This is a genomic window from Amphritea pacifica (assembly GCF_016924145.1).
Taxonomy (GTDB): Bacteria; Pseudomonadota; Gammaproteobacteria; order Pseudomonadales; family Balneatricaceae; genus Amphritea; species Amphritea pacifica.
The window spans coordinates 28,421-43,476 of sequence record NZ_JAFFZO010000020.1; the positions used below are offsets into that span (position 1 = coordinate 28,421).

Here is a 15,056-nt window from a genome sequence, read left to right on the forward strand (position 1 = left end):
GTTAAAATACCTCATCATCGTTACCGAGATACGCATCCTGAACAAGCGGGTTGTTGCGGATATTGTCAACGGTATCGGTTATTAAGTGCTGGCCATCAACCATCACGGTCATCAGATCTGACAGCTCAAATACCGCATCCATATCGTGTTCAACAAGGACAATGCAGTATTGCTGCTTCAGCTCTTTTAGCAGGCTGATAATGGTTTGTGATTCTTCATGGCCCATCCCCGCCATTGGTTCGTCCAGTAACAGGACTTTCGGTGAGGTGGCAAGCACCATAGCGATCTCCAGCTGGCGCTGCTCACCATAGCTGACCTCGGTTGCCCGGGTATCCGCCCGCGCAGTTAAGCCGACCTGTTGCAATGCCTTCCGGGCTATCTCGGTGATCTGACGATTTTTGCTGCGTTTTCTGAACAGGTTAAAGTTGCCGCCGATGCGTTGCTGGGCCGCGATACAGCAGTTTTCCAGGCAGGTTGCGTTATGGAAAATATTGGTCTTCTGAAAGCTGCGGCCAATCCCTTCGCGACAAAACTCATACCCCTTCAGGTGGGTGATCGGTTTTCCGTGATACAGAATAACGCCGCTGGTGGCGGGGTAGGCGCCGCAGAGGGTGTTTAACAGCGTGCTTTTGCCTGCGCCATTGGGGCCGACAATGCTGTGCAGCTGTTTATCTTTGAACTGTATATTCAGTTCATTCAGTGCTTTCAGTCCCCCCCAGAATTTACACAGATTTTCGGCTTCAAGAATTGTCTGACTCATGACCGTTTACCTCCGCTCAGAGTGTTGAGGAATCCTGCCATACCGTTTTTGAGGGTGAGTACCAGCGCAATAATCAGTGCCCCCATAAAGAACATCCAATACTCTGTCAGATGTTCGATGAAGTAGTGCAGACCTTCATACACAAAGCTGCCAATAATAGCTCCGTAAATAGTTCCCAGCCCGCCGAGCAGAGCCATCACCAGCGCGGTGGCTGAAACGTCCCAGGACATCATGCTCGGATTAACAAAGCCAAATTGCAGGGCAAACAGATAACCGGCATAGGCCGCCAGTGAGGAGGCCAGAACATACGCGATTAAACGAAAATGAAAGATGTTGTAACCCAGCGCTGTGGCCCGGTCCGGGTTCTCCTTCAAAGCATCAATTACCCGTCCGAATGAGGAGTTCATGATGATTTTAAAGAACACAAAACAGTTAAACAGTGACAGCAGGCAGAGGTAGTAAAAATGGGTTTCATTTTCCAGATCCAGGAAGTTCAGACCAAAAATGCTGGTTTCCGGTTTGATATACACAAACAGACCATCCTGACCGCCATATTCAATTGAGTCTGCGAAGAAGTAGAAACTCATCTGCGCCAGGGCCAGGGTGATCATAATCATATAGATGCCGCTGGTGCGCAGGACAATCAGGCCCACAATCAGGGCGATAAAACCGCTGATCAGCATTACATAGAAGGTATAAACCCAGAAGTTAACCGCCTCATATTCGGGGGCGAGAATAGTAAATATATAACCCCCCAGGCCGTAAAACATCGCATGTCCCAGGGTGATCAGGCCGGTACGACCCACCAGATAATCCAGTGACATAACAAAAATCGCCAGGATGATGATGGTTGAGAATTTATTGATAAAAAAAGTGTTACCCTCGAGAAACAGAGGAATAAACAAACCGATAGCGAAGAAAAGATAGATAAAAATCTTTTCTGATTTATTAGATAAAATGGACATAGTTAAATCCTCAGTTTTTGAACAAGCCCTGAGGCTTGACCAGCAGGATCAGTGCCATCAGCAGATAGATCGACATACTGGATATCTGCGGCAGAAGAACAGAGGCGTAGGTATCTGCGATGCCGACAATCAGTGCTGCCACAAATGCGCCTTTAATCGACCCCAGACCGCCAATTACAACCACCACAAAGCAGGAGATCAGCACGTGTTCGCCCATGCCCGGAACCAGGCTGACGATAGGGACAGAAACGATACCCGCGAGGGACGCAAGAAATACTCCAATGGCAAACACAATGGTGAACAGCTTGCTGATATCAACACCCAGGTTTTCCACCATGGCCCGATCCGATTCACCGGCGCGGATCATCATCCCCAGCCTGGTCTTATTGATGGTGAAGTACATGGTTGCAGCAACCAGCAGACAGAGCAGCGAGATAAACAGGCGATAAACCGGGTATTCGACGATATCCGTCAGCCTGATTGAGCCTGACAGCAGTTCCGGTACTTCAATGCCCAGAGGATCATTGCCCCAGACAAAACTCTGGGTGGCGTTAAAGATAAAGATCAGCCCCACGGTCAGCAGAACCTGATCCAGATGATCCCGCTTATAGAGATGAATAATCAGAAATCTTTCAATGATGATGCCAATCACCAGCGCAATTGAGCCACTGATAATAAAGGCCAGCAGAAAGCTATCAGTCAGGGTGGTGAAGTAATATGCGAGGTAAGCCCCGATCATATACATCGAACCATGTGCCAGATTGAGAATGCCCATGACGCCAAACACCAGTGTGAGTCCCGACGCTATCAGAAACAGTAATAGCCCGTACTGAACTCCGTTGAGAAGTTGTACCAGGAAAAGAGAAGTATCCATAAATGCTTACCTTAAGAAGAACTTTGAGTGGGCCTCCGCAGAGGCCCGGATCAACTATTTACAGCCTACAGCCTACAGCCGCGGGCAGGGTCTTCCAGATTTTCGTGTGCGACTTTAACCACGGTGTTCTGACCATCGACGACTTTGCGCAGGTAGATGGTCTGAATCGGGTTGTGTGATTTTGAAAAGTGGAATGCGCCGCGGGGACTATCAATTTCAAGTTGCTCCATCTGTTCGATCAGAGCGGCTTTATCTGAGGTATTTCCCTGAGTAGCGGTGACCGCCTGAGCGATCAACTGGCCTGCATCATACCCCTGCACAGCAAACAGATCGGCGGGCTTGCCATAAAGTGTTTCATAGTCCTGACGAAAGTGTTTGTTCTTCGGAATATCCAGCGCATCGGCGTAGTGCAGAGTGGTAATAACCTCTTCAGCGGCTGGCCCCTGTGCCGTGGTGGTTCCTTCTGTCAGGAAGCCTGAACCCAGCAGAGGGATCTTGCCTTTCAGACCCATGGCATCGTAATCCTTAACAAACTTCACCGCACCGCCGCCTGCGAAGAAGACAAACACCGCATCAGGATTAATGGATGCGATCTCGGTCAGATAGGACTGAAACTCCGTTTTCGGGAACGGCACCAGCATCTCTTTAATGACTTCGCCACCGGCTTTAGTGAAGGACTCATTGAAAGCCTCCAGCGACTCTTTACCAAAACCGTAGTTCCAGCTCATGGTGACAATCTTTTTGTAACCCATGTCATACGCTTCTTTACCCATCGGGAAGGCGGTCTGCCATGAGGAGAACGAGGTACGGAAGACGTTGGGCTGACAGAATGCACCGGTGGCGGCGTTGGCACCGGCATTCGGAATGATCATGATGGAGTCTTTACCTTTGATCGATTTGATCATCCCCATCGCAACCCCGGAATGTACCGGGCCAATGACGAAATCAGCTTGCTGGTTATCAACCAGAGAGGAGGTAATTTCGGGTGCCCGTGCCGGTTTGGCTTCGGTGTCCATCTCGATAAATTCAACCGGGCGGCCAGCGATATTGTTGCCTTGCTCTTTTATCGCCTGTTTCAGGCCATTTCGGGTCGATTCACCCAGTCCGGCATAGACACCACTGAAGGGCAGCATCACACCCACTTTAATCGGATCACTGTCCGCCGCCATTGAGCCGGTGCTCATAGAGATAATGGTTGCAGCAACGGTAGCAGGTAGAACTGACAGGAATATCTTCTTTTTATTGTTCATCACTAATTTCTCAGAGTTAGAGGATTAAGTCGAACTCAGCCTATGTCTGCAGCGGGTTTTCCAATAGCCACTGGTTGCAAGCTTTGTCCATCTAGCGCATTGCATTCGCTTCGCTGCAGAAAACGGATACAGAGTTTCGCTGAACGGATTTTTTTACCCCGTGTGATCGGAGATAGTGGAGATGTTAGAGACGCACCGGGCTGATTTTCTGAGCATCCAGTTTTCTCAACACGATGATCAGAACTGTTCTGACCAGAAAGGGCGCGATGTCAGAAACCGGGCACCATCAGAGGCAGGTTCTTCTGAATTTTCAAGAATAGGAAAATAGTATGCCGATTATTCATGTGAACATCATTGAAGGCAGAACGGATCAGCAGAAAGAGTTGCTGATTCATGAGATTACTGAAGCGGTAAATAGAGCCATCAATGCCCCGAAGGAGTCGGTGCGGGTGTTGATCACTGATCTGCCTGCGCAACATTGGGGCATTGGTGGTCAGTCAGCAAAAACACTGGGCCGATAAACCCATATCTGCGAACGTCAGCTGAAGCGGGATATCTGCTCGCTGGTCGGGTTTACCCTCTTTCCGATATGCGGATTGAGGTTGTCAAACAACTACAGGTTGAAACGGCCTGATTAAAATAACAACAGAGGATTAACAAAATGAAAAAGGGTGTAATGCGTCCCGGTCATGTGCAGCTCCGGGTTTTGGATATCGAAGAAGCGCTGGCTCATTATCGGGACCTGCTGGGACTGATTGAGATGGGGCGCGACGATCAGGGGCGCGCCTATCTTAAGGGCTGGACCGAAGTGGATAAGTTCTCCGTTGTCCTGCGTCAGGCCGATGAGCCGGGTATGGACTTTATGGGCTTTAAAGTGCTCAACAACGCCGTGCTGGAGCAGCTGGAGAGCGATCTGACAGCGTACGGCTGTACTGTGGAGCAGATTGCTGCGGGTGAACTGACAGGCTGTGGTCGTCGCATCCGTTTTGAAGCACCGACCGGACACCGCTTTGAACTCTATGCAGAGAAGGAACAGACCGGAAAATGGGGGGTATCCAACGTTAACCCGGAAGCCTGGCCGATGGATCTGAAAGGGATGAAGGCCACCCGCTTTGATCACTGCCTGCTGTACGGGCCGAATGTTGATGCCACCTATGCGCTGTTCCGCGATGTGCTGGGCTTTGATCTGGCAGAACAGGTGATCGATCCGGAAGGAAACCGTGTAGCGGCGTTCCTGACAGCCAGCATGAAGGCTCACGATATTGCGTTTATCGACTGTCCGGAGCCGGGTAAATTCCACCATGCGTCATTCTTCCTGGAAACCTGGGAGTCCGTGCTGCGCGCGGCGGATCTGATCTCTATGACCAATACCTCTATCGATATTGGCCCGACCCGTCACGGTCTGACCCATGGCCAGACGATCTACTTCTTCGACCCATCGGGTAACCGTAACGAAGTGTTCTGCGGCGGCGATTATCACTACCCCGATCATGAGCCGGTGATCTGGAAAGCCGAGGATCTGGGCAAGGCGATCTTCTATCATGACCGGGTTCTGAATGAACGCTTTCTGTCAGTACTCACCTGATCTGCACCGTTGCCCGGAAAAGGGATTTTTCGGTCTACGCAGCCAGATATATTGAGTTTCATATGGCTCATGTATCACCGCGTTTTCATGCTTGCTTTGCTCCCTTTCGCAATGTGTTTGGCCTCCTTCCGGAGGCCTTTTTTTTGTTCATAGGCTGTTATGGGGGATAAAGAAAACCCGCTGGCCTGAGTCTTGATGCTATAAAGGTTTTACCACAGAGGACACAGAGGACACGGGGAAGTACTGTTTAGCGTTTTCTCTGTGTCCTCTGTGGTGAGTCTGTTTTTGATTTTAAGGGCCCTTGCAATATATAGCTTCACTACTATCTATCACGATGGAATCCTTTCCCGGTAAAGCGCGATGAACCTTTTTTTGTTCATAGGATGTTATGGGGGATAAAGAAAACCCGCTGGCCTGAGTCTTGATGCTATAAAGGTTTTACCACAGAGAACACAGAGGACACAGAGGGCACGGGGAAGTACTGTTTAGCGTTTTCTCTGTGCTCTCCGTGTCCTCTGTGGTGAGTCTGTTTTTGATTTTAAGGACCCTTGCAAAATATAGCTTCACTACTATCTATCACGATGGAATCCTTTCCCGGTAAAGCGCGATGAACCTTTTCTTGTTCATAGGATGTTATGGGGGATAAAGAAAACCCGCTGGCCTGAGTCTGGATGCTATAAAGGTTTTACCACAGAGAACACAGAGGACACGGAGAAGTGCTGTTCATCGGTTTCTCTGTGCGCTCTGTGTTCTCAGTGGTGAGTCTGTTTCAGATGATGGCTCCGTCTTCTATCACGGCAGAAGCCACTCCAAAAACCGCTGGCGGAAGCCTGGATGCTTGATGCTTTAAAGTTTTAGCACAGTCCCCAAAGGGCATGCTAAGCGCACAGAGGACACGGAGAAGTGCTGTTCATCGGTTTTCTCTGTGCTCTCTGTGTCCTCAGTGGTGAGTCTGTTTTAGATGATGGCTCCGTCTTCTATCACGGCAGAAGCCACTCCAAAATCCGCTGGCGGAAGCCTGGATGCTTGATGCTATAAAGGTTTTAGCACAGTCCCCAAAGGGCATACTAAGCGCACAGAGGACACGGAGAAATCCTGTTTAGCGTTTTCTCTGTGCTCTCCGTGTCCTCTGTGGTGAGTCTGTTTCAGATGATGGCTCCCGTGTTTTATCACGGCAGAAGTCGCGCCAAAAACCGCTGACTTAAGTCTGGATAAGGTTTTACCACAGCCCCAGAGGGCGTGGAGAAGTGCTGTTTAACGGTTTCTCTGTGCTCTCCGTGTCCTCTGTGGTGAGTCTGTTTTTGATTATGGCTCCGTCTTCTATCACAGCAGAAGCCACTCCAAAACCCGCTGACGGAAGCCTGGATGCTTGATGCTATAAAGGTTTTAGCACAGTCCCCAAAGGGCATGCTAAGCGCACAGAGGGCACGGAGAAATCCTGTTTAGCGTTTTCTCTGTGCTCTCCGTGTCCTCTGTGGTGAGTCTGTTTTTGATTATGGCTCCGTCTTTTATCACGGCAGAAGCCACTGCAAAACCCGCTGGCGGAAGCCTGGATGCTTGATGCTATAAAGGTTTTAGCACAGTCCCCAAAGGGCATACTAAGCGCACAGAGGGCACGGAGAAATCCTGTTTAGCGTCTTCTCTGTGCTCTCTGTGTCCTCTGTGGTGAGTCTGTTTCAGATTATGGCTCCGTCTTCTATCACAGCAGAATACCGTTCTATTAATATCTACCCCGATGCCCCTTTCTTTGTCCGCAAAGACGCATTATCCGGTTTCTGCACAGTAGGTGCATAAATAGGATACAGGTCGGCATAAAGCGGATATTGAGTCACCCCTCTGTTGAGTATCTTTGAGGAAAACAATAGAGGTGGACCGAATGAACACAGCACTGTTTAATAAAATTGATTCGATGATGGAAGAGAATCCTGAGAAGGGTATCTATCGCTGCAAGCGGGATATGTTTACCGATCCGGAACTGTTCGAACTCGAGATGAAGCATATCTTTGAAGGCAACTGGATCTATCTTGCCCATGAGAGTCAGATCCCCAATAAAAATGACTTCTTCACCTATACCATGGGTCGCCAGCCGATCTTCATTACCCGTAACAAAGACAATGAGCTGAAAGCCTTTATCAACGCCTGTAGTCACCGCGGTGCCATGCTGTGCCGTACAAAAAAGGGTAACCGTGCAGCGCACACCTGTCCGTTCCATGGCTGGGTATTCAATAACGATGGCAAACTGCTGAAAGTTAAAGACCCGGATGATGCAGGTTATCCTGAGTCATTCAACTGCAAGGGTTCGCATAACCTGAAAGAGGTGCCCCGTTTTGCCAGTTACAAGGGCTTTCTGTTTGGCAGTCTGAACCCTGATGTCGTCTCTCTGGAAGAGTACCTCGGTGAAGCGGCCAAGATTATCGACATGATCGTGGATCAGTCTCCTGAAGGTCTGGAAGTGCTGCGTGGCAGCTCTACCTACGTCTATGACGGCAACTGGAAAGTGCAGGCTGAAAACGGCGCAGATGGATACCACGTGAGTGCCGTGCACTGGAACTATGTGGCAACCACCGGTCGCCGGGATAAAGAAACCGATAAAACCAAAGCGATGGATGCCAGCACCTGGGCGAAGCAGAAAGGGGGCTTCTACGCCTTTGATCATGGCCATATCTGCTTGTGGATGCAGTGGCCAAACCCTAAAGACCGTCCAATTTATCAGCGCCGTGACGAACTTATCGCCACCAGTGGCGAAGCCAGAGCCGACTGGATGATCGGTAATCTGCGGAACCTGTGTCTCTATCCAAACGTGTTTCTGATGGATCAGTTCAGCTCGCAGATCCGCCAGTTCCGTCCGATCGATGTGAATAAGACTGAAGTAACCATCTACTGCATCGCGCCGAAGGGTGAAAGTGCCGAGGCCCGTGCTCAGCGTATCCGTCAGTATGAAGATTTCTTCAATGCCAGCGGTATGGCAACCCCGGATGACCTGGAAGAGTTCCGCTCATGCCAGAAAGGCTTTATGGCCACCAATCTTGAGTGGAATGATATGTGTCGTGGTGCTGAACACTGGATTCAGGGACCGGATGAAGAGGCTAAAAAACTGGGCATGAACCCCATTATGAGCGGCGCTAAAACGGAAGATGAGGGCTTGTATACCGTTCAGCACCGTTACTGGGTTGATGTGATGAAGAAAGCGGCGTCTGAACAGGAGGAAAAATAATCATGTCTATTTCAATTGACCAGGTAAATAAATTTCTCTTTGAAGAAGCCCGTTATCTTGATGATAAAGAGTGGGATAGCTGGCTGGAGATGTATGCTGCAGATGCCAGCTACTGGGTGCCATCCTGGGATGATACCGGTGAGCTGACGGAAGACCCGCAGACTGAAATTTCGCTGATGTATTATGCATCGCGCAGCGGTCTGGAAGACCGGGTGTTTCGCATCAACACAGATAAATCCAGTGCCACCAGCTTGCCTCAGCCGCGTACGTCTCACAACCTGAGCAATATCGAGATTGTCGAAGCCTCTGATGAGCAGTGTAAAGTTCGCTTTAACTGGGTTAACTATGCCTATCGTTATGAGCATGTGTACACCTACTTCGGTACCAGCTTCTATACCCTGGATATTTCCGGTGAACGTCCGAAGATCAAAGCGAAAAAAGTCGTCCTGAAAAACGACTATATCCATCATGTGGTCGATATCTATCATCTTTAATAATAACAATAAGGCCCCCGGTTTGACGGGGGCCGGGATCGATTATGTCTTATAAAATTGCGTTAAACTTTGAAGACGGTGTAACTCGTTTTATCGAGTGCAACGAGGGTGAACTGGTTGCTGATGCGGCCTATCGTCAGCGTGTCAATATTCCACTGGATTGTCGCGATGGTGCCTGTGGAACCTGTAAGTGTCATGCCGAATCAGGCAAATACACGCTGGAAGATTACATCGAAGATGCACTGTCTGATGAAGAGGCAGAACAGGGTCAGGTACTTACCTGCCGTATGGTGCCAACTTCCGATTGTGTTGTTTCAGTACCGGTATCTTCTAAAGTATGTAAGACCGTTACTGAGACCTATGCGGTTGAGCTGTCTGCGATTAACCGTCACTCAGATACGGCTATCGGATTCTCAGTTAAAGGTGACACGCTGGCTAACCTGCATTTTCTCCCAGGCCAGTATGTCAATATTAAAGTACCGGGCAGCGATGAAACCCGTGCTTACTCTTTCAGCTCACTGGTGAGTGACGCACATGAGGTCTCTTTCCTGATCCGGGTTATTCCTGACGGCCGGATGAGCAGCTACATGCGTGATACGGCTCAGGTGGGCGAGTCTCTTGAGATCTCCGGTCCGTTTGGCAGTTTCTATCTGCGGGATATGAATCGCCGGGCACTGTTCCTGGCTGGCGGGACCGGTCTGGCACCTTTCACCGCGATGCTTGAAAAGATGCAACGTGACGGTCTTGAATACCCGGTACACCTTATCTACGGCGTAACCAACGATATCGATCTGGTTGAGGTCGACCGGCTGGAGCGTCTGGCGGCCGCGCTGCCATTGTTCAGCTATACCACCTGTGTTGCTTCACCGGAGAGCGAACACCCTGCAAAGGGCTATGTTACCCACTACATCGAAGCCGAGCACCTCAGTGATGGCGATGTCGATATCTACCTCTGTGGTCCGCCGCCGATGGTCGATGCGGTTAACCACTATTTCTCAGAAAAAGGCATAACGCCCGCCAGCTTCCATTACGAAAAATTTGCCTGAGGTTACCTCTATGTCTACACGTCGTTTTGAGGAAAAGGTTGTGGTGGTCACGGGGGCCGCTCAGGGCATTGGCCGTGAAGTGGCATTGAGAGCCGCCCGTGAAGGTGCGCTGCTGGTGCTGGTTGATTTTTCACCCCTGGTGGAAGAGGTCGCCGCTGAGATTATTGAACAGGGTTTTTCAGCGCCGCTGGTGGTGCTGGCCAATCTTGAACAGTACGCCGAGTGCTGCAAGGTAATGGATGCTGCCGTGGCTCAATATGGTCGTATCGATAGCCTGATCAACAATGTCGGCGGCACTATCTGGGCTAAACCCTATGAATACTATGAAGCGGAACAGGTAGAAACTGAGATACGCCGTTCACTGTTTCCGACACTCTGGTGTTGTCATGCGGTGCTGCCCTTCATGCAGAAACAAGCTTCAGGCTCAATCGTGAATGTCTCATCGATTGCGACAAAAGGACTCAATCGGGTTCCCTATGCCGCCGCCAAAGGTGGCGTAAACGCTCTCACCGCCTGTCTGGCTTGGGAAAACGGCAACCGTGGTATCCGCGTCAATGCGGTGGCACCCGGTGGCACCGATGTGGGGGAACGGAAAATCCCGCGCAACAGCCAGCCGATGAGTGATGATGAAAAGGTGTGGTATCAGCAGATTGTTGACCAGACCATTGATTCAACCGTAATGGGGCGTTACTCCACCCCTGGCGAGCAAGCCAGTGCGATCCTCTTTCTCGCCTCCGATGAAGCCTCGTATATCACCGGGACTATTCTGCCGGTAGGCGGGGGAGATCAGGGCTGATTTGAATTTCACTTAAAAGGCAGCCATTCGGCTGCCTTTTTTATAATCGGGGAGGCAGCAGGTCTGCTGTTGTCAGATCGCCGCTTCGCGGCTGGCTAGCTGTTAGAACGTCGCTTCGCGCCTCGCTAGAAAAAGCAAAGAAAAACAGCAGTTGTAGTCATCGACAAGGCTGGGATATAGTTAAATCCGGTGGGTAACTGGAGTACCCGTATCGTAGTCTGTGATTTTGATTAGTTGTGTAGTCCGGTCAGGCACTTAAGACAGTTCAGACGGGTTTTCAGGATGAATACCATAATCCTTTTTTCTTCTCTGGCAGTCCTTGCCTTCGCATATTTAGCCACATACTCCTGATACCTAAGGCTTCTGCGATACATCTTTTACTCGTTCCTAGAGTTGTAAGTTCGCAAAGCTTTCAAGCTTGTATGGGTGGGATTGTAAATAGTTATAAGGAACTCAGAACCAACCACCTAATTTATTAGAATTTATCTCCATACGGGGGGATTATGGGAAGTCAAAATCAAATTAAATCTAAGTTGCTTGAAATGGAAGGCGGTAAATTTCAACGGCTATGTGATGATTGGTTATACAGAAAAGGACTTGAAAATATTAACCCTATTGGGATGATGAAAACTACTGATCGGGTAGTGAAAGGAACCCCTGACTGCTTGTTCATGCAGGAAGATGGGACATATATTTTTTCCGAATACACTGTTCAACAAGAGCGCCTAGCAAAAAAACTAGAAGATGACATAGGTAAGTGCTTTGACGAGGTTAAAACAGGTATACCCATAGAAAAAATAAGTGGAATTATTATTTGCTACTTAGGGAAACTTACAACCAAAGAAATTAATAGTCTTAGAAGTATCTGCTATGACAGGGGTATCATGTTAACTCTTAACGGCCTCGACTCCATTTCGTTAAGCATTAAAAACTCCTATCCAGTTCTTTCTGAAACATACTTAGGTTTACCATTAGACACAGGGCAATTACTAAGCGTTGAAGACTTTATCGATCGGTATGGAAAAAGTAACTTCACAACGTCTATTGATAATGAATTGTTATTTTGTGATGACCTTCTAAGCAGCGCTACTAAAACACTAGAAACTGAAAATTTTTTACTCGTCTCTGGTGCCGCAGGGCTAGGAAAAACATTATTCTCTGTGACCTTAGCAAAGAAGTTTCAACGTGAGAATAGTAATCTGATTGTAATTTGTCTTTTTGATAAAGGCGCAGACCTAATCAGAGATATAACGGCCATGTTTAGCGAGCCTGGAGATTATTTAATTTTTGTGGATGACGCTAATAGGCTGGATAATAGGCTTGACTATCTTCTCCATTATCTTAACGAGAATGATGAATACAGAACCTTTCGTATAATTGCTACTGTTAGAGATTATGCCCGCACCTCCGTTATAGAAAAAGTTAACAAATATACTGAACTTCATGAACAAGTTATGGTGCCATTAACGGACGATCAGATTAAAGAGCTATCAGAAACCATCTTTGGTATTAAAAATGGAGAATATCAAAAAAGAATACAGGAAGTGTCTTGTGGCAATCCGCGTTTGGCTGTTATGGCATCAAAGGTTGAACATTAAGGGGTCAAAGCCCTTTTACGGAATAGTTGGACAGGTAAAGCGGGGATGCCCAAAAAGAGCGATTGATTGAAAAGGGCTTTGACCCCTTTAATACTTCGCTCTTTTTACCATAAAATTTACTCCACTACACTGGTCCACTGACCAAGGCGTTAAGAGTCATTCCAGGAATGAAGATCGCACTAGGATACATAGGACTTCCAATATTGTTGGCACTAGCTGTAGCAGTTTACTCATTGACTAACGGCCGGGAAATATCGGAAGTTCTTATTCAGTTTATTTATGGGGGCCTATTTTACTGTGCACCATTCTTTGTTTTTGCTTTGTTGCATATCTTGCTTAAGCTTCCCAGAATAGTGGCACATTCGGGTTATATTGCGGCCAGCTTGTCCCTGGTTGCAATTACTTCAGTATGGCTGTTGCCCCCTGATCCCTCGGGACTGCCAATGCAATGGATGGCATATTGGCCACTGTCGGCAATTTTAATTGTAATTTTTGTCGGGGTTTCGTTTGCTTACCGAAAGTTCAGTAACTCTTAACAAACGGCTGTTATCGCCCCTGCGGGGCTGGGACAGTCTTTACGCTGCTTCGCAGCTTCAATCCTGCCCTAGGCTTGATAAAGGGGACAGATTGAATTTTGCAGGGATAAGGAAATAGGGGTTAGCTCTTGTGCAAAACTCAAGGCCTGACCTTTATAACTGCTACGAGATTCAGCAGGTAATAATGTCAAAGGTTGTAAATTCAGTCGATGCTACATAACCAGCGCAGGCATAGCGACGTTCTTTACATTGCGCCTTCGGCTCCATTCCAAGCGCGCATGCTGCAAGCGCTATATGGCCTTTCGAGTTTTGGCATGAATTAGAGTGCCACTACAATCCTCTGTGAGAATTCCTGTCAAAGTGCGTTGCGGCATCGTTGAAAGTAATAAGCGCCACGGTAAAGTTCTCAGGCCATAAGGACTATGGCCTGAGAACAACACAAAAGTGACGTGTTAACCGTGAGACCGGTTATTCCGGCTTCAGAACCAGATGACCGACCGCGGTGTTGGAACCCGGTACGTGATAGTGACGGTGTAACGGCTTAACATGATCACCTAATGCACCGCGCATAATCAGCCACATAACCAGTTCAATGCCTTCAGAACCCGCCTCACGCAGATATTCAATGTGAGGCATATCTCTTAACCGTTGTGGGTTTGCAGTCAGGTCGTCGAGAAATGCATTATCAAACGCTTTGTTGATGAGGCCTGCCCGTGGCCCCTGCAACTGATGGCTCATGCCACCGGTTCCCCAAATTTGTACATTGAGGTCTTCAGGGTAGCTTTCCACGGCGCGGGCTATTGCCTCGCCTAACATCCAGCAGCGATTTCCTGTTGGCGGTGGGTATTGCACAACATTGACGGCAATCGGCACAACTTTTACCGGCCAGGCGTCTGGCTGACCAAACATCAGCGACATAGGCACGGTCAGACCATGGTCAACATCCATTTTGTTGATAATGGTCAGGTCAAATTCATCCAGGATACAGGACTGAGCGATGTGCCAGGCCAGATCCGGCTCGCCAACGACGGTAGGCACGGGTCTTGGTCCCCAGCCCTCATCTGCTGACTGATATTGCTCAGCACAGCCAATCGCAAAGGTCGGAATAATATCCATCGAGAAGGCTGAGGCGTGATCGTTGTAGACCAGAATAACAACATCGGGCTTCTCTTCTTTCAGCCACTGTTTAGTCCACTCATAGCCTTCGAAAATCGGTTTCCAATACGCGTCTTCAGTTTTGCCATTATCAATTGCCGCACCAATGGCGGGGACATGGCTACTGGCGATGGCTGCTGTAATTCGTGCCATGATTAATTCCCATCCTTTATTGAACGCAGACCCTCAGGAGAGCGGCCACCGGCTATCATCATTGCCTGATAGTCTTCAGGCGTCATGCCGGTCATGGTGCCTACTGCCTGTAAGAAGCTCAGACCATCCGTTGAAAACACTTTAGCCAGAAAGTAAATGTTGCCGCCTTCATCAAGCGCAGCATTATAGTCGCGGTTAAGAATGGTCTGTTTTTGCGCTTCGGTCATCGGCCATTCGTCGAGGTAGGCCCGTTCATCCGCTTTAAAGCGTTCGCGGTTTTCCGGTGTCATCAGGCTCATGCAAAACTGGTTTAACCAATAGCCTTTTCTGCCCCGCTGGGCGGTATACACCCGGGTACCCGGTATATCTTCGAACTCCGCAAGATATTCATGAATTGTTTGTTTCATTATATTTTTCTCATTTTCCACAGCTATAGAACGTGCATCGCTTCCCGAAGTCAGTCACAGAGTTAAACGATGAATGGAAATAGTATAGGGGATCGATCAGGCTAACCCAATCGACGGGAGGCTGTATACGGCTTGTCAAGCATTCAATTTTTGCGTGCTGCTATAAGTAATCAGCTTTGTTTGAACCATCCCTTCATATTTTCCTGTTTCTGATATAACACCG

General features: G+C 48.7%; 13 protein-coding genes. 7 read left to right on the forward strand and 6 right to left on the reverse strand.

From position 1 onward, the window contains the following. Position 1: 1 nt before the first annotated feature. The 4 genes from JW499_RS12705 to JW499_RS12720 all read right to left on the reverse strand — a co-directional run bounded on the left by JW499_RS12705 (position 2) and on the right by JW499_RS12720 (position 3,849). On the reverse strand, positions 2–760 hold the full coding sequence (locus tag JW499_RS12705) for an ABC transporter ATP-binding protein (RefSeq protein WP_205210962.1): 759 nt from the start codon (positions 758–760) through the stop codon (positions 2–4). Continuing rightward, positions 757–1,725: a branched-chain amino acid ABC transporter permease gene (locus tag JW499_RS12710; RefSeq protein WP_205210963.1), complete on the reverse strand. Its 969-nt coding sequence runs from the start codon at positions 1,723–1,725 to the stop codon at positions 757–759. The genes JW499_RS12705 and JW499_RS12710 overlap by 4 nt, the downstream gene beginning before the upstream one ends. 10 nt (positions 1,726–1,735) lie before the next feature. Next, on the reverse strand, positions 1,736–2,599 hold the full coding sequence (locus tag JW499_RS12715) for a branched-chain amino acid ABC transporter permease (RefSeq protein ID WP_205210964.1): 864 nt from the start codon (positions 2,597–2,599) through the stop codon (positions 1,736–1,738). Positions 2,600–2,664: 65 nt separating this feature from the next. After that, a complete protein-coding gene (locus tag JW499_RS12720) occupies positions 2,665–3,849 on the reverse strand; it encodes an ABC transporter substrate-binding protein (protein ID WP_205210965.1) in 1,185 nt (394 codons plus the stop codon). A 329-nt stretch (positions 3,850–4,178) separates the two neighbouring features. Between JW499_RS12720 and JW499_RS12725 the strand changes: the two genes are divergently transcribed. The 7 genes from JW499_RS12725 to JW499_RS12755 all read left to right on the forward strand — a co-directional run bounded on the left by JW499_RS12725 (position 4,179) and on the right by JW499_RS12755 (position 12,582). Then, positions 4,179–4,370, forward strand: coding sequence for a 2-hydroxymuconate tautomerase (locus JW499_RS12725; RefSeq protein WP_205210966.1), 192 nt, complete (start codon positions 4,179–4,181; stop codon positions 4,368–4,370). A gap of 140 nt (positions 4,371–4,510) precedes the next feature. After that, on the forward strand, positions 4,511–5,434 hold the full coding sequence (locus JW499_RS12730) for a catechol 2,3-dioxygenase (RefSeq protein ID WP_205210967.1): 924 nt from the start codon (positions 4,511–4,513) through the stop codon (positions 5,432–5,434). A 1,876-nt stretch (positions 5,435–7,310) separates the two neighbouring features. After that, entirely contained in the window at positions 7,311–8,648 is a 1,338-nt protein-coding gene (gene benA, locus JW499_RS12735) for a benzoate 1,2-dioxygenase large subunit (protein ID WP_205210968.1), read from the forward strand. A 2-nt stretch (positions 8,649–8,650) separates the two neighbouring features. Then, positions 8,651–9,142, forward strand: a complete 492-nt coding sequence (gene benB / locus JW499_RS12740; protein WP_205210969.1) for a benzoate 1,2-dioxygenase small subunit — start codon at positions 8,651–8,653, stop codon at positions 9,140–9,142. A gap of 44 nt (positions 9,143–9,186) precedes the next feature. Continuing rightward, entirely contained in the window at positions 9,187–10,188 is a 1,002-nt protein-coding gene (gene benC, locus JW499_RS12745; protein WP_205210970.1) for a benzoate 1,2-dioxygenase electron transfer component BenC, read from the forward strand. A 10-nt stretch (positions 10,189–10,198) separates the two neighbouring features. Continuing rightward, positions 10,199–10,984, forward strand: a complete 786-nt coding sequence (locus JW499_RS12750; protein ID WP_205210971.1) for a 1,6-dihydroxycyclohexa-2,4-diene-1-carboxylate dehydrogenase — start codon at positions 10,199–10,201, stop codon at positions 10,982–10,984. A gap of 503 nt (positions 10,985–11,487) precedes the next feature. After that, positions 11,488–12,582, forward strand: a complete 1,095-nt coding sequence (locus tag JW499_RS12755) for an nSTAND3 domain-containing NTPase (RefSeq protein WP_205210972.1) — start codon at positions 11,488–11,490, stop codon at positions 12,580–12,582. A 1,004-nt stretch (positions 12,583–13,586) separates the two neighbouring features. On the opposite strand, the gene JW499_RS12760 is transcribed toward JW499_RS12755, so the two are convergent. Beyond that, complete coding sequence (locus tag JW499_RS12760; protein WP_205210973.1) at positions 13,587–14,426, reverse strand: class III extradiol dioxygenase subunit beta; 840 nt, start codon at positions 14,424–14,426, stop codon at positions 13,587–13,589. 2 nt (positions 14,427–14,428) lie between these two features. Continuing rightward, on the reverse strand, positions 14,429–14,833 hold the full coding sequence (gene ligA / locus JW499_RS12765; protein ID WP_205210974.1) for a protocatechuate 4,5-dioxygenase subunit alpha: 405 nt from the start codon (positions 14,831–14,833) through the stop codon (positions 14,429–14,431). Positions 14,834–15,056 lie beyond the last annotated feature (223 nt).

Coding starts and splice junctions, on each gene's coding strand:
- JW499_RS12750 (WP_205210971.1), top strand. CDS start 10,199: ATGTCTACACGTCGTTTTGAGGAAAAGGTTGTGGTGGTCACGGGGGCC.
- JW499_RS12720 (WP_205210965.1), bottom strand. CDS start 3,849: ATGAACAATAAAAAGAAGATATTCCTGTCAGTTCTACCTGCTACCGTT.
- JW499_RS12725 (WP_205210966.1), top strand. CDS start 4,179: ATGCCGATTATTCATGTGAACATCATTGAAGGCAGAACGGATCAGCAG.
- JW499_RS12760 (WP_205210973.1), bottom strand. CDS start 14,426: ATGGCACGAATTACAGCAGCCATCGCCAGTAGCCATGTCCCCGCCATT.
- benC (WP_205210970.1), top strand. CDS start 9,187: ATGTCTTATAAAATTGCGTTAAACTTTGAAGACGGTGTAACTCGTTTT.
- JW499_RS12715 (WP_205210964.1), bottom strand. CDS start 2,599: ATGGATACTTCTCTTTTCCTGGTACAACTTCTCAACGGAGTTCAGTAC.
- JW499_RS12730 (WP_205210967.1), top strand. CDS start 4,511: ATGAAAAAGGGTGTAATGCGTCCCGGTCATGTGCAGCTCCGGGTTTTG.
- benB (WP_205210969.1), top strand. CDS start 8,651: ATGTCTATTTCAATTGACCAGGTAAATAAATTTCTCTTTGAAGAAGCC.
- JW499_RS12705 (WP_205210962.1), bottom strand. CDS start 760: ATGAGTCAGACAATTCTTGAAGCCGAAAATCTGTGTAAATTCTGGGGG.
- JW499_RS12755 (WP_205210972.1), top strand. CDS start 11,488: ATGGGAAGTCAAAATCAAATTAAATCTAAGTTGCTTGAAATGGAAGGC.
- JW499_RS12710 (WP_205210963.1), bottom strand. CDS start 1,725: ATGTCCATTTTATCTAATAAATCAGAAAAGATTTTTATCTATCTTTTC.
- benA (WP_205210968.1), top strand. CDS start 7,311: ATGAACACAGCACTGTTTAATAAAATTGATTCGATGATGGAAGAGAAT.
- ligA (WP_205210974.1), bottom strand. CDS start 14,833: ATGAAACAAACAATTCATGAATATCTTGCGGAGTTCGAAGATATACCG.